The 18,887-nt window shown below is 41.6% G+C and carries 21 protein-coding genes; 15 read left to right on the top strand and 6 right to left on the bottom strand.

Annotated elements, in window-relative coordinates:
• The first annotated feature begins 189 nt into the window (after positions 1-189).
• The 9 genes from hisG to FO440_RS13795 all read left to right on the top strand — a co-directional run bounded on the left by hisG (position 190) and on the right by FO440_RS13795 (position 8,924).
• Positions 190-1,041, top strand: coding sequence for an ATP phosphoribosyltransferase (gene hisG / locus FO440_RS13835; RefSeq protein ID WP_144248853.1), 852 nt, complete (start codon positions 190-192; stop codon positions 1,039-1,041).
• A gap of 73 nt (positions 1,042-1,114) precedes the next feature.
• The gene (gene hisD, locus FO440_RS13830) at positions 1,115-2,407 is read left to right on the top strand and encodes a histidinol dehydrogenase (RefSeq protein WP_186292669.1); all 1,293 of its coding nucleotides are present in this window, start codon (positions 1,115-1,117) and stop codon (positions 2,405-2,407) included.
• A gap of 99 nt (positions 2,408-2,506) precedes the next feature.
• Positions 2,507-3,553 (top strand): histidinol-phosphate transaminase, encoded by a 1,047-nt coding sequence (hisC, locus tag FO440_RS13825; RefSeq protein ID WP_144248851.1) that lies wholly within the window; start codon positions 2,507-2,509, stop codon positions 3,551-3,553.
• The gene (gene hisB / locus FO440_RS13820) at positions 3,550-4,689 is read left to right on the top strand and encodes a bifunctional histidinol-phosphatase/imidazoleglycerol-phosphate dehydratase HisB (protein WP_144248850.1); all 1,140 of its coding nucleotides are present in this window, start codon (positions 3,550-3,552) and stop codon (positions 4,687-4,689) included. Before hisC ends, hisB begins: the two co-directional genes overlap by 4 nt.
• 78 nt (positions 4,690-4,767) lie before the next feature.
• The gene (hisH, locus tag FO440_RS13815) at positions 4,768-5,358 is read left to right on the top strand and encodes an imidazole glycerol phosphate synthase subunit HisH (RefSeq protein ID WP_144248849.1); all 591 of its coding nucleotides are present in this window, start codon (positions 4,768-4,770) and stop codon (positions 5,356-5,358) included.
• 4 nt (positions 5,359-5,362) lie between these two features.
• Positions 5,363-6,112 carry a 1-(5-phosphoribosyl)-5-[(5-phosphoribosylamino)methylideneamino]imidazole-4-carboxamide isomerase gene (locus FO440_RS13810; RefSeq protein ID WP_144248848.1) on the top strand — a complete coding sequence of 250 codons (750 nt, stop codon included), beginning with the start codon at positions 5,363-5,365 and terminating at the stop codon, positions 6,110-6,112.
• 41 nt (positions 6,113-6,153) lie between these two features.
• Positions 6,154-7,293, top strand: coding sequence for an imidazole glycerol phosphate synthase subunit HisF (hisF, locus tag FO440_RS13805; protein WP_317129803.1), 1,140 nt, complete (start codon positions 6,154-6,156; stop codon positions 7,291-7,293).
• A gap of 58 nt (positions 7,294-7,351) precedes the next feature.
• The gene (gene hisIE, locus FO440_RS13800) at positions 7,352-7,939 is read left to right on the top strand and encodes a bifunctional phosphoribosyl-AMP cyclohydrolase/phosphoribosyl-ATP diphosphatase HisIE (protein WP_144248847.1); all 588 of its coding nucleotides are present in this window, start codon (positions 7,352-7,354) and stop codon (positions 7,937-7,939) included.
• A 76-nt stretch (positions 7,940-8,015) separates the two neighbouring features.
• Entirely contained in the window at positions 8,016-8,924 is a 909-nt protein-coding gene (locus FO440_RS13795; RefSeq protein ID WP_144248846.1) for a WD40 repeat domain-containing protein, read from the top strand.
• Here the strand turns inward: FO440_RS13795 and FO440_RS13790 are convergent.
• Both FO440_RS13790 and FO440_RS13785 read right to left on the bottom strand, forming a co-directional pair.
• On the bottom strand, positions 8,921-9,646 hold the full coding sequence (locus FO440_RS13790) for a C40 family peptidase (RefSeq protein WP_186292668.1): 726 nt from the start codon (positions 9,644-9,646) through the stop codon (positions 8,921-8,923). The genes FO440_RS13795 and FO440_RS13790 overlap by 4 nt on opposite strands.
• Before the next feature lie 156 nt (positions 9,647-9,802).
• Positions 9,803-10,156, bottom strand: a complete 354-nt coding sequence (locus tag FO440_RS13785) for a 4Fe-4S dicluster domain-containing protein (RefSeq protein WP_144248844.1) — start codon at positions 10,154-10,156, stop codon at positions 9,803-9,805.
• Positions 10,157-10,256: 100 nt separating this feature from the next.
• Here FO440_RS13785 and FO440_RS13780 point away from each other — a divergent pair, with 100 nt between their 5' ends.
• The 5 genes from FO440_RS13780 to dnaJ all read left to right on the top strand — a co-directional run bounded on the left by FO440_RS13780 (position 10,257) and on the right by dnaJ (position 14,267).
• The gene (locus FO440_RS13780) at positions 10,257-11,303 is read left to right on the top strand and encodes an acyl-CoA reductase (RefSeq protein ID WP_144248843.1); all 1,047 of its coding nucleotides are present in this window, start codon (positions 10,257-10,259) and stop codon (positions 11,301-11,303) included.
• A 67-nt stretch (positions 11,304-11,370) separates the two neighbouring features.
• Positions 11,371-11,574 carry a fructose-6-phosphate aldolase gene (locus FO440_RS13775; protein WP_144248842.1) on the top strand — a complete coding sequence of 68 codons (204 nt, stop codon included), beginning with the start codon at positions 11,371-11,373 and terminating at the stop codon, positions 11,572-11,574.
• Between the two features lie 5 nt (positions 11,575-11,579).
• A complete protein-coding gene (locus FO440_RS13770; protein WP_144248841.1) occupies positions 11,580-12,263 on the top strand; it encodes a cell division ATP-binding protein FtsE in 684 nt (227 codons plus the stop codon).
• 170 nt (positions 12,264-12,433) lie between these two features.
• Entirely contained in the window at positions 12,434-12,988 is a 555-nt protein-coding gene (locus FO440_RS13765; RefSeq protein WP_144248840.1) for a nucleotide exchange factor GrpE, read from the top strand.
• A gap of 118 nt (positions 12,989-13,106) precedes the next feature.
• Positions 13,107-14,267, top strand: a complete 1,161-nt coding sequence (gene dnaJ / locus FO440_RS13760; protein ID WP_144248839.1) for a molecular chaperone DnaJ — start codon at positions 13,107-13,109, stop codon at positions 14,265-14,267.
• A gap of 63 nt (positions 14,268-14,330) precedes the next feature.
• Here the strand turns inward: dnaJ and FO440_RS13755 are convergent, their stop codons facing one another.
• Positions 14,331-15,323, bottom strand: coding sequence for a nucleoside hydrolase (locus FO440_RS13755; protein WP_144248838.1), 993 nt, complete (start codon positions 15,321-15,323; stop codon positions 14,331-14,333).
• 161 nt (positions 15,324-15,484) lie between these two features.
• Between FO440_RS13755 and FO440_RS13750 the strand changes: the two genes are divergently transcribed.
• Complete coding sequence (locus tag FO440_RS13750) at positions 15,485-16,408, top strand: Ppx/GppA phosphatase family protein (RefSeq protein ID WP_144248837.1); 924 nt, start codon at positions 15,485-15,487, stop codon at positions 16,406-16,408.
• Here FO440_RS13750 and FO440_RS13745 read toward each other — a convergent pair.
• The 3 genes from FO440_RS13745 to FO440_RS13735 are packed head-to-tail and all read right to left on the bottom strand — an operon-like array spanning position 16,405 to position 18,834.
• A complete protein-coding gene (locus FO440_RS13745; protein ID WP_144248836.1) occupies positions 16,405-16,695 on the bottom strand; it encodes a hypothetical protein in 291 nt (96 codons plus the stop codon). The two genes, FO440_RS13750 and FO440_RS13745, sit on opposite strands and share 4 nt — an antisense overlap.
• Positions 16,692-18,086 carry a radical SAM protein gene (locus tag FO440_RS13740; RefSeq protein ID WP_144248835.1) on the bottom strand — a complete coding sequence of 465 codons (1,395 nt, stop codon included), beginning with the start codon at positions 18,084-18,086 and terminating at the stop codon, positions 16,692-16,694. Before FO440_RS13740 ends, FO440_RS13745 begins: the two co-directional genes overlap by 4 nt.
• The gene (locus FO440_RS13735) at positions 18,079-18,834 is read right to left on the bottom strand and encodes a prolipoprotein diacylglyceryl transferase (RefSeq protein ID WP_144248834.1); all 756 of its coding nucleotides are present in this window, start codon (positions 18,832-18,834) and stop codon (positions 18,079-18,081) included. The genes FO440_RS13740 and FO440_RS13735 overlap by 8 nt, the downstream gene beginning before the upstream one ends.
• Positions 18,835-18,887: the final 53 nt, after the last annotated feature.

Here is an 18,887-nt window from a genome sequence, read left to right as displayed (position 1 = left end):
TTTTACAAACAACTGCCTATATTTGCATCGCTTATCTATAGTTTTACTATATAATAAAAATGGGACTTAACCAACTACATCATCTTCATCTGCACCATCACCACGTTGTGGTGATTAGATAATGTATGTTTCTACGCGAAATAACAACCCCCGTTTATAATTTTTATTATAGTTTCTTAAATTCAATCAGTGAAAACACTTAAAATAGCGATCCAGAAATCGGGTCGGCTCAACGAAAAATCCGTTGAATTATTAAAAAATTGCGGCTTAAATTTTGAAAATTACAAAAGCTCGCTTATCTCTCCCGTTTCTAACTTCCCGCTTGAGATCCTGTTTCTGCGTGACGACGATATCCCTGAATATGTTCAGGATGGTATCGCCGACTTAGGTATAGTTGGCGAAAACGTGATCGAAGAAACCGAAGTAACTGTAAGCTACCTGCAACGCCTTGGTTTTGGCAAGTGCAATTTAAAAATAGCCATTACCAACAGCAGCGATATTAAAGAGCTTACCCATCTTGAAGGTAAATCAATAGCTACCACCTACCCTGTTATATTGGGTAAGTTTTTACAAAAACAAAATATACACGCGGATATCCGCACTATTTCCGGCTCTGTCGAGATCTCTCCGGGTTTGGGTTTAAGCGATGCAATTTGCGACCTGGTATCAACCGGCGGAACTTTAAAAAGCAACGGGTTAAAACCATTTGCTGATGTAATGTCCTCTGAAGCTGTTTTAATAGGCTCAAAAGGCAGTGAAAGTAATGACCTGGTGCAAGAGTTGATGCAGCGCATTCAATCTGTACTGCGCGCTAAAGAAACCAAATACGTGGTACTGAATGTGCTAAAAGATAACCTGCCGGGAGTTTTGGAATTGCTGCCGGGCGTAAAAAGCCCATCGGTTTTGCCATTGGCAGAAGAAGGTTGGGTAGCAGTACACACCGTAATCCCCGAGCGCGATTTCTGGGACCGTATAAGCCAGCTAAAACAGGCCGGTGCACAGGGCATTGTAGTAATGCCGATTGAGAAAATAATTTTATAGTGGGCAGTTTGCAGCAGGCAGTTTGCAGTAAATGCAGCTGGCCAACTGCAAACTATAAACTGCAAACTGGATTATGAGGATATACAATTATTCAGACTTAAGCAAAAGCGATATCACCAAACTGGTGCAACGTAACGTTGACCCGGCGAATGAGATCCGTACAATTGTTGAAGATGTGCTGGCTACCGTTCAGCAAAACGGTGACAGCGCTTTGTTTGATTATGCCGAGAAGTTTGATAAGGTTACGCTAGACAAACTTTATTTAGATAAAGCCGAGCTGGAAGAGATGGCATCAACCGTATTGCCTGAACAAAAAGCAGCTTTAGACACCGCCTATAATAACATCTATAAATTTCACCAAAGCCAGCTTAAAACCGAGGATAAGGTAGAAACAATGCCAGGCGTAAGCTGCTGGCGCGAGTTAAGGCCAATAGAAAAAGTGGGCTTATATATTCCCGGCGGCACAGCGGTTTTGCCAAGTACTTTTTTAATGCTGGGGATACCGGCCCGCATAGCAGGCTGCCATGAAATTGTAGTTTGCTCGCCACCGCAAAAAAACGGAAAGGTAAACGCTTTCATTGCTTACGTGGCTTTGCTTTTAGGCATCGATAAGATCTATATGGCAGGCGGCTCACAGGCTATTGCTGCAATGGCCTACGGTACTGAAACTATTAGTAAAGTTGATAAGATCTTTGGCCCGGGCAACCAGTTTGTAACCAAGGCTAAAACTATTGTACAATCAACCACTACAACAGCTATTGATATGCCTGCGGGCCCGTCTGAAGTATTGGTGATAGCCGATGAAACTGCAAAGCCTGAATTTATTGCCGCCGATTTGCTGGCACAGGCCGAACATGGTATTGACAGCCAATCTATCCTGGTTACCACATCGGCACAAATAGCCGAAGCGACATTGGCAGAGGTTGAAAAACAAACCGCCGTTTTACCCCGTGCAGAAATTGTAAGGCAGGCGTTGGCAAACTCATATATTGTAGTAACCGATACGTTGGAGGAAGCAATGGATTTCAGCAACGCGTATGCGCCTGAACACCTGATACTGGCAACAGAAAACTGGAAACTGATCACTGATAAGATCATCAATGCCGGCTCTGTTTTCCTAGGCAATTTAACACCTGAAAGTGCCGGCGATTACGCGTCAGGAACAAATCATACACTGCCCACAAGTTCTTATGCAAGAGCCTATTCCGGGGTTTCGGTTGATTCATTTGTTAAAAAGGTAACCTTTCAGCATATTTCGCCCGATGGCATAAAAAACATAGGGCCATCAGTAGAAATTTTGGCCGAATTGGAAGGCTTACACGCGCATAAAAACGCGGTAAGTGTGAGAATGAAAGAGACTTTATAATAATTGTCATTCTGAGCATAGCGAAGAATCTTATACGCCTTACTTGTCTGCATGGCAAGATGCTTCGTTCCTCAGCATGACAACTTGATTTTTAGGACCATGTTTAATTTAAACAATATACTCAGAGAAAATATAAAAAACCTTACCCCTTATTCATCTGCCCGTGATGAGTTCCAGGGCGAGGCCAGTGTGTACCTTGATGCTAATGAAAACGCTTTCGGGTCGCCATTGGACGAACCATATAACCGCTATCCTGACCCGCTGCAATACAACGTTAAAAAACGTTTGAGCGAGATCAAAGGTGTACCTGTACGCAATATCTTTTTAGGCAACGGCAGTGATGAGGCTATCGACATCTTGTTCCGTAGTTTTTGTAACCCGGGTGTGGATAATGTGATCCTGGTGCCGCCTACTTATGGCATGTATGAGGTATCGGCAAATATCAATGATATAAAAACTAAAAAGGTATCACTTACCGAAGAATTCCAATTGAATTTAGAAGGTATTGCCGAGGAAATTGATCAAAATACCAAACTGATCTTTATTTGTTCGCCTAACAACCCTACCGGTAATTCTATCAACCGTGACGATGTAGAAACGCTACTGAATAATTTTGACGGCATTGTTGTGGTTGATGAAGCTTACATCAATTTTAGCCGCCAAAAAACTTTCATACAGGAACTGACCGAATACTCAAACCTGGTAGTGCTGCAAACACTGTCAAAAGCGTGGGGACTGGCAGGCTTACGTGTAGGGATGGCTTTTGCCAGCGAAGAGATCATTGAGGTGATGAACAAAGTAAAACCGCCTTATAACATCAACGAATCATCGCAGCAATTGGCATTAAAAGCATTAGCTAACGTTGAACAGGTAAACAACTGGATTAAAGAAACTTTAGCGCAACGTGATAAATTAGTATTAAGCCTGAAAGACCTTGATTTTGTACTGGATATTTACCCGAGCGACGCTAATTTTATACTGGTTAAAACAACCGATCCTAAAGGCATTTACAATTTCCTGGTGCAAAAAGGAATTATTGTGCGCGACCGTTCAAAAATTGATCTTTGCGAAGGCAGCCTGCGCATAACTGTCGGTACGCCTGCCGAAAATGAAATACTGATAGATACTTTAAAAAACTTTAAATGAGCAAGCTACAGAAACTACTTTTTGTCGACCGCGACGGCACCATGATCAAAGAGCCGGCTGATGAGCAAATCGACTCGTTTGAAAAACTGGAGTTTTACCCCGGTGCTGTGACCTATCTTTCAAAAATAGCTACCGAGCTTGATTATGAACTGGTAATGATTACCAACCAGGATGGTTTAGGTACGACTTCTTATCCCGAAGATACTTTTTGGCCGGTGCATAATTTCGTTTTAAAAACATTTGAAAATGAAGGCGTAAAATTTTCGGCCGTTTACATTGACCGTACCTGGCCAAAAGACAATGCCCCTACCCGTAAACCCGGCACGGCATTATTGACACAATACTTCGATACTGAATACGATCTTAAAAACTCGTTTACCATTGGCGACCGCCGGAATGATGTATTGCTGGCCAAAAACCTGGGCGCAAAGTCTATTTGGTTAAATAACAGTTCTAACTTAGGCGGCGCTGAATTTAAAGACGATGAGGATATAAAAGACATTGTCGCGCTTGAAACAACCGACTGGAAAAAGATCTACGAATTTTTAAAGCTAGGTGAGCGTGTTTTTGAAAACAAACGTACTACCAAAGAAACAGACATCTACGTTAAAATAAACCTGGATGGTACCGGCGAAGCCAAAGTATCAACCGGGCTGCATTTTTTCGACCACATGCTTGACCAGATTGCCAGGCACGGCAGTATTGATCTGGAGATCAATGCTAAAGGCGATCTGCATATCGACGAGCATCATACCATAGAAGATACCGGCATCGCCTTAGGCGAGGTGTTTGCCGCCGCTCTTGGCAATAAAAAAGGTATTGAACGTTACGGCTTTTGCCTGCCGATGGACGATTGCCTGGCGCAAGCTGCCATTGATTTTGGCGGCCGTAACTGGCTGGTTTGGGATGCAGATTTTAAACGCGAAAAAGTTGGCGATGTGCCAACCGAAATGTTCTACCATTTCTTTAAATCATTCAGCGATGCTGCAAAATGTAACCTGAATATTAAGGCAGAAGGACAAAACGAGCACCATAAAATTGAGGCTATATTTAAAGTATTTGCCAAAGCAATAAAAATGGCTGTAAAACGTGATGTAAACAATATGGTTTTACCTTCAACTAAAGGTTTGTTATAGAGTCAGGAAACAAGAATCATGAGCCAGGATATAATTAGGCTCTTAATTCTTGATTATTGACTCTTGATTCTAAATAAAATGATTGGAATAGTAAGATACGGCGCCGGTAACATATTCTCGCTCACTGCGGCTTTAGAGCGGTTGAGTATCCCCTATGGCATGGTAAATACCGAGGCAGATCTGGCACAGTTTGATCGGTATATTATTCCGGGTGTGGGCCATGCCGGGGCAGCCATGGATAAATTGAACAATTCAGGCTTAGTACCCTCAATAAAGGCATTGCAGAAACCAACCCTGGGCATATGCGTGGGCATGCAATTACTTACTGCTTATTCTGAAGAAGGCGATGCCGACTTGTTGAACATCTTCCCCATAAAAACTTTAAAGTTTTCAAGCAGTCCTGACCATAAGGTACCGCACACCGGCTGGAACAGGGTTTATGCCGAAAAGGAAAATCCACTTTTTAAAGATATTCCTGTTGGTTCACATTTTTACTTTGTACATTCATACTTTATTGAGTATAACAATGCATATACTTTAGCCGCAACAGATTACAGTATTAAATTTTCGGCATCAATTTGGCAGGATAATTTTTATGGTGTTCAATTTCACCCTGAAAAGTCAGGCATTTATGGCGAAACGTTATTAACAAATTTCTCAAAATTATAAAGACATGTATATTATCCCTGCAATTGATATATTAGATAAAAAGGTTGTCCGCCTGCGCGAAGGCGATTACAGCCAGGTAACAGAATATGATGTTACACTGGAAGAAATGATAGAGCGTTACCAGTCAAACGGTACCAACCTTATCCATATCATAGACCTTAACGGTGCAAAAAACGATTTCTCTAACCAACAGTATTTGTTTGATGTGATCCGTAAAACAGACATGCAGGTACAATACGGCGGCGGTATCCGCAGTATTGATAAAGTTAAAGAACTGATAGATGCAGGCGTTCACCGCGTTATTGTAGGCACACAGGCCATTACAAACCCCATGTTTCTTGACGAATTGAGCAAAGCCATCTGCGGCCGCGATAAATGCTCACACAACGTAGTTATAGCTATTGATGTATTGGATGAGGTTATCAAATATTCAGGCTGGATGGAAAGTTCGCCAATTAAGCTAATGGATTATGTTGACAGGTGCTTGTCGTTAGGTTTCTTCAGATTTCTGTGTACTGATATCAATAAAGACGGCAAATTAGGCGGTGCAGGTGTTGAGCTTTATGCCAAACTACTTGACCACTCTCCTTTCATTAAACTGATCGCTTCGGGTGGCGTAAGCTCAATGGCTGATATTGAACAATTAAGCAATTATAAAATCGAATCGTGTGTGGTTGGCAAAGCTATTTATGAGGGCCATATTACTATTGACGAAGTAAAGAATTGGAATTTGGAAAGTTTAATGTCGATATAACTCAAGCCCCCTAACCCCCTAAAGGGGGAACAATAGCGCAAATGAGAAAACAGAAAATGTTTCTTAACGCCGACCCATTAATTTTTAGAAATGCTGAAGCCTTAAGACATAGAATGACTGAAGCCGAAACAATATTGTGGGAGTATTTAAGAAACAACCAATTAGGTAAAAAGTTCAGAAGGCAACATCCTATCGGGATTTATATAGCTGATTTTTATTGCCATAAACAAAGATTAATCATAGAGTTAGACGGCGAAATCCATAACATACCGGACATAGTCGCTAATGACGTCGAAAGACAAAAATATTTAGAATCCCAAGGCATCAAGTTTTTACGATTCAAAAACGAACAAATTTTAAATCAATTAGAAAAAATTTTGAGTACAATAAAAAGCGAACTCACCAGCACCCCCTTTAGGGGGCGGGGGGGGCTTGCTAAGCGAATTATCCCCTGCCTTGACGTTAAAGACGGGCGCACTGTTAAAGGTGTCAATTTTGTTGATCTGCGCGATGCCGGCGATCCGGTTGAATTGGCTTGGAATTACTCGCGACAAGGCGCAGATGAGTTGGTATTCCTGGATATCACTGCAACGCACGAACGTCGTAAAACCATGGTCGAGCTGGTTAAGTCTGTGGCCAGGCAGATCAGTATCCCGTTCACCATCGGCGGCGGAATTAATGAAATTGCCGATGCGGACGCTTTGCTGAATGCAGGCGCGGATAAAATATCTATTAATTCGGCAGCGGTGCGAAATCCTGCCTTAATAGATGAGTTGGCCAAGGCATTTGGGGTACAGTTTGTAGTAATTGCTGTTGACACGCGTTTTAATGACGGTAAAAACATCGTTCATTTAAATGGCGGGCGTATCCCCACAGAAAAAGAAACGCTAAGCTGGATCATAGAAGCCGAAAGCCGTGGTGCGGGTGAGATATTATTAACATCAATGGACCACGACGGCACAAAGGCTGGCTTTGATAACGGCTTGCTGAAACAGGTGAACGACGCGGTAAACATTCCGGTAATTGCATCGGGCGGCGCAGGTTCTGTACAGCATTTTGTGGACGTATTTGAAAAAACCAATGTAGATGCCGCTTTAGCCGCATCAGTGTTTCATTACGGCGAGATATTGATCCCTGACCTTAAGGATATTTTAAGAGAACGGGATATTGAAGTAAGATAATTAATAAAACCTAACTGTCATTTTTACTACACCATGAAATGACGGCATAAAAATACAAATGAATATAGATTTTAGCAAAACAGACGGATTAGTGCCGGTAGTGATACAGGACGAGCAAACGCTTGAAGTATTAATGCTGGGCTACATGAACCAGGAAGCTTATGATAAAACGGTACAGGAAAACATTGTTACTTTTTTCTCACGTTCAAAACAACGTTTGTGGACAAAGGGCGAAACCAGCAACAACTTTCTGCATGTAAAAAGTATTCATTTAGATTGTGATAATGATACGCTGTTGATCAAAGTTAAAGCAGATGGCCCTACCTGCCACACCGGCGACAGGACTTGTTTTAAAACAGAATATAATCAAAATTTCATCCTGCAGTTGGAGCAAATAGTTGCCGACAGGTATGAAAATCCGCAGGAAGGATCGTACGTAAACAAATTACGGACAAAAGGTTTAAATAAGATTGCACAAAAAGTTGGCGAAGAAGGGGTTGAAACAGTAATAGCCGCTCTTGCCGAAACGGAAACCGACCTAATCAATGAAGCATCCGACCTGGTGTTCCATTTGATCGTGTTGCTGCGCGAAAAAGGATTAACACTTGAAACCATCGCCAAAAATTTAGAAGAAAGACATAAGTAAGTTTGCAATACACAGTTTGCAGTGGGCATTGACAGCCTAACTGCAAACAGCCAACAGCCAACTGCCAACTACCCCCATGATCACCGTACACAAAACAGCCGAACTTACCGGGCATAGTAATCCCATATTTGCGTTAACACCTTCGCAAAAGCCGGGTATTTTGTTTACCGGGGGTAATGATAAGGGCGTGGTTGAGTGGAGCTTAAAAACCAATAGTTTTATTAAAGTGATGTTCCCGGTTGCGGCATCGGTTTATACAATTCACTGCCCTGAAGGTTACCCGTTAATGTTCACAGGCCTGCGCAGCGGCGGTGTCATGGTTTTCGACTTTATTAAACAGCAATTACAATCGGCCTTAAAACATCATCTAAAGCCTGTTTTTGATATCAAATCGGTCATCAGCAAGAAAGAGTTGCTGGTAGCATCAGAAGATGGCACAGTGTCCGTATGGAGCCTTGAGACTTTGCAATTAGTGCATACCATAAAAGTTTCTGTAGATACCATTCGCTGTATTAGCATTTCGCCTGATGAAAAGCAGGTGGCTTTTGGCTGCCGCGACAACGAGATCAGGGTTTATGATCTTGAGGATTATACGTTAATGGCTACGTTAACCGGCCACTCTATGGCGGTTTTCTCGCTTCAGTATGCGCCGGATGGCAGTTACCTGGTATCGGGTTCGCGCGATGCACAGGTTAAGATCTGGGATACCACGACTTTTGAATTAATAGAAAACATTCCGGCACATTTGTTTGCCGTAAACCATATTGTTTTCCATCCCGATCAGCCTTACTTTGCCACTGCCAGTATGGATAAAAGTATCAAGATCTGGGGATCAGACGATTTTAAACTTTACAAGATCATCAGCCGCGAAAAAGGATATGATACCCATCGCCTGTCTATAAACAAACTGGTATGGAGCGGCGACCAACTATTGTCAGCCGGTGATGATAAAAAAGTGATTCTTTGGGATGTAAAGTTTGGTTAAAACATCCTGCGGATACTATGCAGTTTGTGCGTATACCGGTTCTGTTCCTGCGAATAAATGCCCTTCTCGTCTATCTGGTCTATCTTTACCTTTCCTGATGCGTGGATAATATGCTCACGGTTAAATAGCATCCCGACGTGTGTAATTTTGCCGTCGGTATTTTCGAAAAAGGCAAGGTCACCTATAAGAGCCTCGTTCAGCGAATCTATCAACCTACCATCCTGGGCCTGTAAACTTGCATCGCGCCTTAATTGTATACCCTTTAATTTAAAAACCATTTGTGTAAAACCCGAGCAATCAATACCAAAATGCGTGCGGCCACCCCATAAATAAGGCGTATTGATAAATGATTTAGCTACCAGGTCAATACTTTCATTCTGACCCATTTGCCCAATTATTTCAAACTTTTCCTTATCAATATAGCAGGTTGTTCCATTTAAAAACGAAAGTGAGCTGCCGGCAGGCAGATATATAACACTGTTATCTTTTATTTTCCAGGCTTGGGTTATGGCTTTGTAGGTTAACTTTGGCGGCTCCTGCAATAATTGCTGATATGCCATATGGCCCAGCATAACAAATTGCAAACGGCTTATCCAACCCTTATAATGATCATGCAGGGTAAGGATTTCGGCCCAACCCTCTTTCCATTCCAATATTTCGAAAGCTTCGCCAAATAACACTTGGGATACCTGTTCACTACGCTCGTTAGGTTCAGCGCGCATAGGTATAACAGCTAAATTGCAAATCCCGTATTCCATAAGTAGATAAGATATATATGTAGCTAAGGTTTCTTGTACGTTAACTTCTTTTAAATGTTTCAACAACAAAAAAGGGGCTACACATATATGCAGCCCCTTTTTGTAATAAATTAGTTACTATTACTCGTTTATGTGTAACCAGTCTTTTTTGGCCAGTAATTCTTCGCGGGTCTCGCGTACGTTTTCGTCATCTACACAGCAATCAACCGGGCAAACCGCAGCGCACTGTGGTTCGTCATGAAAGCCAACGCACTCTGTACACTTATCAGGAACTATGTAATATATATCGTCAGACAATGCAGCTTGTGTTTCTTCGGCATTTAAGGTTACGCCATCGCCAAAATCAATAACACCTTTCAGGCCTGTTCCGTCACTGAAACGCCAGGCTGCACCTGCATCATAAATTGCATTATTCGGGCACTCGGGTTCGCAAGCTCCGCAATTAATACATTCATCGGTGATTATAATCGCCATATTTTTTAATAATCTTATATTCTCAACTACCTTTGTCAATTAACAAAGTTTTGCAAATATAACAAAAAAAGAAATTCAGAGTTTGATTACTACCATATATATGTCAAAATTCAACACAAAAGAATTAATACTTGCCTTTTCAAAACTGGGCGAACAATTATCTAACCCTGACGAAGCCCTTACTGAACTCATAAACAACGAGCATATCTACAACGCCTGGTTCACTCCCGAAAGTGTAGAGAACGCCGTAAAAGCCATTGGCGGCATGCTTAATGAAGCTGATCTGACTATCTGGCTTAGTAAATATGATCTTGATAAAAACGCTTCGCCAAAAAAGATTGGGCTGATATTGGCCGGTAATATCCCCTTAGTTGGGTTTCATGATGTACTTTGTGTTTTGGTAACTGGCAACCATGCGTTGATCAAAGCATCTACCCAGGATGCAAGGCTGATTAAACACTTTTTAGAAAAGTTGGTTACAATTGATAACCGGTTTGCCGGCCAGTTTAGTTTTGTAGAGCGACTAGTAGATTTTGACGCTGTTATAGCCACCGGCAGCAATAATTCATCGCGCTATTTTGAATATTACTTTGGCAAAGTGCCAAATATCATCCGTAAAAACCGTAACAGTGTAGCTGTAATTACCGGCACTGAAACGAAAGATCAACTTTACAACCTGGGCCATGACATATTTAATTACTTTGGTTTAGGATGTCGCAATGTGTCAAAATTATTGATCCCTAATGGGTATGATCTGGCTAAATTTTTTGAAGCGATAGAACCCTATAAAGATATTATCAACCATAATAAGTATAATAACAATTATGGCTACAACCGGTCGATATTTTTAGTTGGCAGCGAACAGCACCTGGATAACAACTTTTTGATATTAAAGGAAGATGAACGTCTTACGTCGCCGCTGGCAGTATTGTTTTACAGCTATTACGACGATATTAAAGCAGTAGAAGATTTGATAAATACCGAAGCCGAAAACATACAGTGCGTTGTAAGTACCGCGCAATTAAATATAAACAGTCAGTTAGTTGATTTCGGCCAAAGCCAGCACCCGCAATTATGGGACTATGCCGATGGTGTAGATACAATGGATTTCTTGACAAATCTTCATACATTTGAGGCTGAAAGGTAAAAGGTAAAAGGTAAAAGGTTCTATTCGCGCCTTTTACCTTTTAACTTTAGCCTTTAACCATTTAAAAATGTATATTATAAAAGTTAAAGGCGTTGCCAAAATACCTGATTATGTGCAGCTAAGGGATGATGAATTTACTTTGCTGGCATACTTTAGGGTTGACAGACCTGAAAAATCATTAGACAAAATAGGTCTGACAGACAAAGCCGAATATATAATGAATGTTGTTAAAGAACTGCCTTTTGGACATATCCTGAAATTAGAACTATAGAAACAATGATAGGAAACACCATTATTAAGCTAAATAATGTTGATATATTTCAACAAAAGCACCTGGTATTATCAAATGTTAACCTGCATATTGATAAAGGTGATTTTGTATGGCTGATAGGCCAAACCGGTTCGGGTAAAAGTAGCTTGTTAAAAATTATTTATGGCGATCTTGGCGTAAACATCGGCACGGGCCATGCCTGCGGGTATGATCTGGACAAAATAGCCGACAAAGATATCCCCTATCTGCGCCGTAAACTAGGGATAGTTTTCCAGGATTTTCAGTTATTGACAGACCGCAGCGTTGAGCAAAACCTGCAATTTGTAATGCGCGCAACCGGCTGGACAGATCCTAAACTAATTGCCGATCGAACTTTAGACGTGTTGGAAAAAGTCGGCCTTCGTTCCAAATTAAAAAAGATGCCGCATGAGCTGTCAGGCGGCGAGCAACAGCGTGTAGTAATTGCCCGCGCATTGCTAAATGATCCTGAAATAATTCTTGCGGACGAGCCTACGGGTAACCTTGACCCTGATACTTCGGAAGAGATCGTTTTATTACTAAAACAGATCAGCCAGTCGGGCACTGCAGTGGTCATTGCTACACACGATTACCACATCATCCGCACCTTCCCTTCGCGCATTATAAAATGCGAAAACGGTAAGGTTTTAGAAGATGCCCAGATAGCATAAATCATTGTGTTACAGCAAACCTTAAAGAACGTAAAATCGTATACTTACTGCCAGTGCTGCTGTGACAGTTATGCCATTACTGCTTAAAAAATAAATTTCGCTGTCAGCTTGTCGCTTTTAAAGCCGTGGCAAGGTACTTGATTAGCACTATTATCTATGAATTTTAAGATATGTTAAAGAAAAAAAAGATTGAAGACGTGGAAAATACTGATGCTATAAATGATGCTATTGATACTGAAACTGAAGAAGTGACAGGAAGTGCGATTGATGAAAAATCAGCAGAGGATCTTTTAAAAGAAGAAATATCATTAGCTAATGATAAGTACCTGCGCCTTTATGCCGAGTTTGACAACTTTAGGCGCCGTACCACTAAGGAACGCGTAGATCTTTTACAGCAAGCTGGCAAAGAGGTCATTGTATCACTTATTCCTGTTATTGATGACTTTGAACGTGCTGTTAAATCGATGGAAAACGCTACTGACGTTAGGGCAGTGAAAGAAGGCGTTATATTGGTACAAAATAAACTAAACAATATTCTTGGTCAGAAAGGCCTAAAACCAATGGAGTCTATAGGCCAGCCTTTTGATGCCGACCTGCACGAAGCTATAACCAATATCCCTGCACCTACTGATGATATGAAGGGCAAGGTGATTGACGAAATGGAAAAAGGTTATTACCTTAATGATAAAGTTATCCGCTTTGCTAAAGTTATAGTAGGAGCGTAAATTAATATCGGATTTCGGATTTTCAATTTCGAATTTGAAAAGTACCTGAAACCTAAACAATATAACATAGTAAATAGAATAAATTCGAAATCGAACATTCGATATCCGAAATAAAATTATGTCAAAAAGAGATTATTACGACGTATTGGGCGTTTCAAGGGGTGCAGACGCGGATGAAATAAAGAAAGCCTACCGTAAAATGGCTATCAAATATCACCCGGACAAAAATGAGGGTGATAAAGAAGCCGAAGAAATGTTTAAGGAGGCTGCCGAAGCTTACGAAGTTTTAAGCAATCCTGAAAAACGCCAGCGTTATAACCAGTTTGGACATGCGGCTAACGCGCAATCTGCCAATGGCGGATATGGTGGCGGCGGTATGAATATGGAAGACATATTTAGTCAATTTGGCGATATTTTTGGCGGTGGCAGCCCATTCGAAGGTTTCTTTGGTGGCGGAGGCGGCAGGCAAAATGGCGGCCGTCGTGTAGCACGTGGCAGCAACCTACGCATTAAAGTTCGTTTAACGCTCGAAGAAATCTCCAACGGTACCGAGAAGAAAATAAAGGTAAACAAACAAATACTTTGTAAAACCTGCGACGGTACAGGTGCTAAGGATAAATCATCTTTCCAAACTTGTAAAACCTGTGGTGGCCAGGGTGCGGTTAGGCGTGTAACCAACACCATCTTGGGCCAGATGCAAACTACCAGCACCTGCCCTACCTGTAATGGTGAAGGCTCTGTAATTACATCAAAATGTAGCGTTTGCCATGGCGACGGTGTTGTACGCGGCGAAGAAACCATCAGCCTGAATGTACCTGCCGGCGTAAGCGAAGGTATGCAGTTGAGCATGAGCGGTAAAGGTAATGCTGCCCCTCGTGGTGGTGTACCGGGCGACCTGATCATACTGATAGAGGAAATTCCGCACGAAACTTTAAAACGTGATGGAAACAACGTGATCTTTGATCTGCATATTACCTTTATTGATGCAGCCTTAGGTACCAGTGTTGAAGTACCTACTATTGATGGTAAAGCTAAGATCAAGATAGATCCTGGAACACAGGGCGGTAAAATATTGCGCTTAAAAGGTAAAGGTGTGCCCGAGGTTAACTCTTATCACCGCGGCGACCAACTGATCCATATCAATATCTGGACACCAAAGGCCTTGAGTAACGAAGAACGCGCTTTGTTAGAAAAGCTGCAGAACTCGCCAAACTTTAAACCTAATCCGGGCAAGAACGAGAAAAGTTTCTTTGAACGGATGAAGGAATACTTTGAGTAAAGATTAAAGCTGAAGAGCAAAAGGTTAAAGGCTCAGGATTTTTATAATTCTGAGCTTTTCATTTTAGTTAGCTTTCGGCTGATGTTGGATCAACTCATTAATCAGATCCTGAACTTGCAGATGATTCATTTTCTCAACCACATACCCCTGCCATTTTCCGTTATCATCCCAGGTATTTTTGCCGTCTGTTGCTACAGGCGCCATTTTACCCTTACGCAGGTCATAATAAGCTGAGTAGCCTTTTATGGCGATCAATACGGCTGTCTCATCCCAACTCATCCGGCCCTGTGCATCTCCTGCAGATTGCGACATCGCTATTCTGAAAGCATCTTTTACAGGGCTGTTTTTTATCTCCGCGTTATTTATTAAAGGCAGGCCGGCTTTTATCTTCTCGCCTATTTCAAAACCACTGTATATTACAGGTACATCAATATTTTGAAACACATTGTTTGAAGCAACGATATCCTTATCCACATTAAATTCATAGCCTGACGGAAACCTGCCTGCCATACTTACCAATAGCTTGACTTTTTTCGCGATCAGTTCCTTTCCGCTAAAAGGTGAATATTCATCAGCCTGCGTATTCAGCAAATTGGATATATTGGTTAAAAATCCAATAGTTACTATCGTTACGCTATGGTCAGGTTGCTTAGCCAGTATTTTACGGTATAGCTTCACAGCATTTTCGGCATCTGCGTTGGTTTTTATTTTATGCGGATATTTGGCAAGCAGGGTATCCGTCCAATGTTGGCCGTCGCGCATATTTACCGCGTCACCTATAGGTACGCCTATCGGTATATCAGGACGTTTAAAGTAAGTACTAAATACATTTAATACAGCGGCCACGCCTTCGTATTTATTGCTGGCCATAGTTGCCAGTATCCTGGCTTCGCCATTATCTGCCAGGGCATGCAGGATAGTAATGGCGCCTACATCGTCATAGTCTGGCCCCATATCGCTATCAAAAATTATGGGTACAGGTTTAATTGCTTTCTGTGCAAATACCTGGACAGAGCTACATAATATTAAAAGCCCTAAAATTAAATTCAGCCTCATCAGATAAGTTTTTATAATTGGCACCTAAACATACATATATTTTTACTGATCAGCCATTTAGAGAATAATATTACACAACGTCACACATTTATGGGTAACCGGTGTTTAAATGATGATAATTTTTTAACATCAATCATTTAGGTATTATTTAATTTAGATGCATGAGTAAGCGCATTGCCGTAATGGATCTTGGCACCAACACTTTTCACCTGTTAATTGCCGAAGGCAATGCATCTGACTACAAGGAAATTGTTCACGAGCATGAAGCCGTAAAGTTAGGCGAAGGCGGTATAAATAAAGGCATTATCCAGCCCGAAGCTTATGAGCGGGGTATGGCTGCTATGTTGAAATTCCATAAATTACTTGGAGAAAATGACGTTCAAGATGTTAGCGCAATTGCTACATCCGCTTTGCGTAATGCATCTAACGGGCAGCAGTTTATGGACGAGGTTGCAGAGAAGACAGGTATAAATATCGAGATCATTGATGGCGAGCAGGAAGCCGATTATATTTATAAAGGCGTGAAGCTGGCAGGCGGCTTATCGCACCAAACATCGCTGATCATGGATATTGGCGGTGGCAGCGTTGAATTTATTGTGGGCAATGAAAATGCTATCCTTTGGAAACAAAGCTTTGAAATAGGTGCTGCAAGGTTGATGGATAAATTCCACCGTACAGACCCTATTCCGCGCGAATCTATCAACGCGCTTGAAATTTATTTGGAAGAGCATTTGCCAAGCCTGCTTGCCGTAGCCTCAAAATACCCGGTCGATTCTATCATCGGTTCATCAGGGGCCTTTGAGACGTTTGCGGAGTTGATAGAACTGGAAAAGAATAATCCATTTACCCTCGATATCAAAAATTACACCTTTGATTTTAATGAGCTGGTAGCCGTTACCAATAAACTCATCGCGTCATCGCATAATGAACGTAAAGACACCAAAGGCATCATCCCTATCCGTGTGGATATGATCGTGGTAGCATCTTTGATCACCCGTTTCATCACGCAAAAGTTGGGGATCCATAAGGTTTATTTATCTACCTATTCGTTAAAAGAAGGTGTATTGGCAGAGATGATGGCTTAACGCATATCTAAATGAAACAGGTTTGCGCACGTTGAAAAACCAATAATAACTATTAATAAACTGCTTAATACCCAGACCCATTTACGCTGTACTACAGCTAAGATCAGACAAACAAAAGCATGGGCGAGAAATGCTAATCCAAATAAAATAAAACCATCATTACCCATCGCACCTACAAACAACAAACCATACATGAGCATTGCTGCCAGATTGTAACCTGCAATTTTCAGGTTTACTTTATTGTCTGTTTGTTTTTGGGGTTCAAAAGGGTTTGTTTCTTCGTTCATAGCATTTCGGCTTTTAACTGGTTTAGATAGTTAATTTTATCATCACGGTAAAATATGTTCATGGTCTCAAACGGGATGATGTTCATGTCCTTATTCACAATATGTACACATGATTTTTTGACAGCACGCACGTCGAAATTTTGCGCGTCCAGAAAATTCATAATGATGATCCTGAACAGGTTATCATATCCCAGATTTGGCGCATCTATCTCAGGCAGGCAACACATGATAGACTTCAAATGCTCCGAAGCTTTATCCACCGAATTACCGGTACTGAACATATTTAGCAGGTGGCTTTTTAGTTGTTCATCCTGCTCATAAACAATGGTATTTTTTGAATTATCCAGCAGATCATCAGGATTGATCATCCGCGTAAGCGGAAAAACCTGCCCGCCGAGTTTAAGCGCATAACCCATTACCAAAGCATCCGGATTACAAGGCACCGGGATCAGATCATTATGATTAAATATATCCGTTTGCTCCAGGATGGCAGTTCTAACCTCGGTCATGGTGTACCTATCGGTTTTGCTGTTGAAGTTTTCTAAACGACCGGCTTGTTGAGTGGGCTGGAACGTAACGCCACGTACACAAGGCTGTTTCAAAGCATATTCAATGATCTCGCCGATCTCGTCGGTATTTAATCCTTTTTGCAGGGTAACCACCAACGTTGTCGACAGATTACATTTATTCAGGTTGGCTATCGCATTAGCTCTAACCTCGCGCAGGTCTTCGCCACGTAATTGCTCCAGAGCTTCTTTCTTGAATGAGTCGAATTGTAGATAGACCTCAAAGTCGGGCATATAAGTTGCCAGGCGTTTTACAAAAGCTTCGTCTTTAGCTATGCGGATACCGTTGGTATTTAACATCAAATGCCTGATGGGTTTTGTTTTGGCTATATCCAGTATCTCAAAAAACTGCGGGTGCACGGTTGGCTCGCCGCCGCTTATTTGCACCACATCGGGCTGGCCTTCGTTGGCTACTACCACATCCAGCATTTGCTCAATTTCCTCAAGCGTGCGGTGCCTGCCATAATTTGGTGATGACATAGCATAACACGTAGGGCAGCTCAAATTACAACGGTCGGTAACCTCAATCACTGTTAAACAAGAATGTTGTTCATGATCCTGGCACAAGCCACAATCATATGGGCAACCATAATGTGTTTTGGTATTAAATTTTAGAGGCATTTCGCTGCGCTTGGCATAGTTGCGGCAATTTTTGTAGTATTCAATGTCAGTTGCTATCAAAACCTTTTCAAACCCATGTTCACGACAGGTTTTAAGCATGTATACTTTCTCGTCTTCAAAAACAATCTTGGCGTCCACACGCTTCAGGCAGGTTGAGCAAATGCTTTGAGTAAAATCGTAATATATGTACGGGCGTTCAGGCATATTGATAGGGTTCGGTTAGTTTTGATGGATAGATAAAAACTTTGTAATAATAAACAATCCCGGCTATACAGGCTAATTGAATTGCAGATAATCCGAAGCTAAAGAACGGATCAAGCTTTATAAACTCGGCCACAAACCTAAACAACAGATAGCTTACCATAAATATTTTAAAGCGCGAGCCATTGGTAAAACGATGATATCGCTCATAAAACCATAGCAAAAACCAAAGCATCAGCCAAAAAACAATCTCGTATAAGTTGGTGGGATGCCTTCGGACACCGTCGCCAAAATTGATGGCCCATGGTAAGGATGAGGGCGTACCGACCGTACCATCTTCCAATCCCGTGAGGAAACAACCAATGCGACCAATGATCATAGCAAGGATTAATGGATATACCATCAAATCGCCCGACGAGACAGTTACACCTATTTGTTTTTTGGTTAGTTCAACGCCTATTAATCCCCCTAAAAAACCACCGACTATTGTTTTATTAGCCATAAAGTAAACAACACCCGTGTTAGCCAGCATTTTGGGGTTTTCTAATACACCTAAAATATGCGAACCAAGAAAAGCGCCCACAGCCGCGCCAATAAAAATGAGTAAACGATTTTCGCTGCTTATTTCGTCATTACTGTGCCTGCGCAAATAGCTGTAGTACCTGTAACCGATAAAATAAGCCAGGGTCTCGCAGACTAAATGCAATGGAACATGCGACTTACCTAAAGGAATGATTACCGGGAAATGCATAATTATTTTTTACAAGATAACAATTTGAGTAAATCTGTCAAAGCCATTCTACT

Source organism: Mucilaginibacter corticis (assembly GCF_007558865.1).
In the GTDB taxonomy this organism is placed as follows: Bacteria; Bacteroidota; Bacteroidia; order Sphingobacteriales; family Sphingobacteriaceae; genus Mucilaginibacter; species Mucilaginibacter corticis.
The sequence above is the reverse complement of the archived record's forward strand: the minus strand, read 5'-3'. Positions and strand labels throughout refer to the sequence as shown.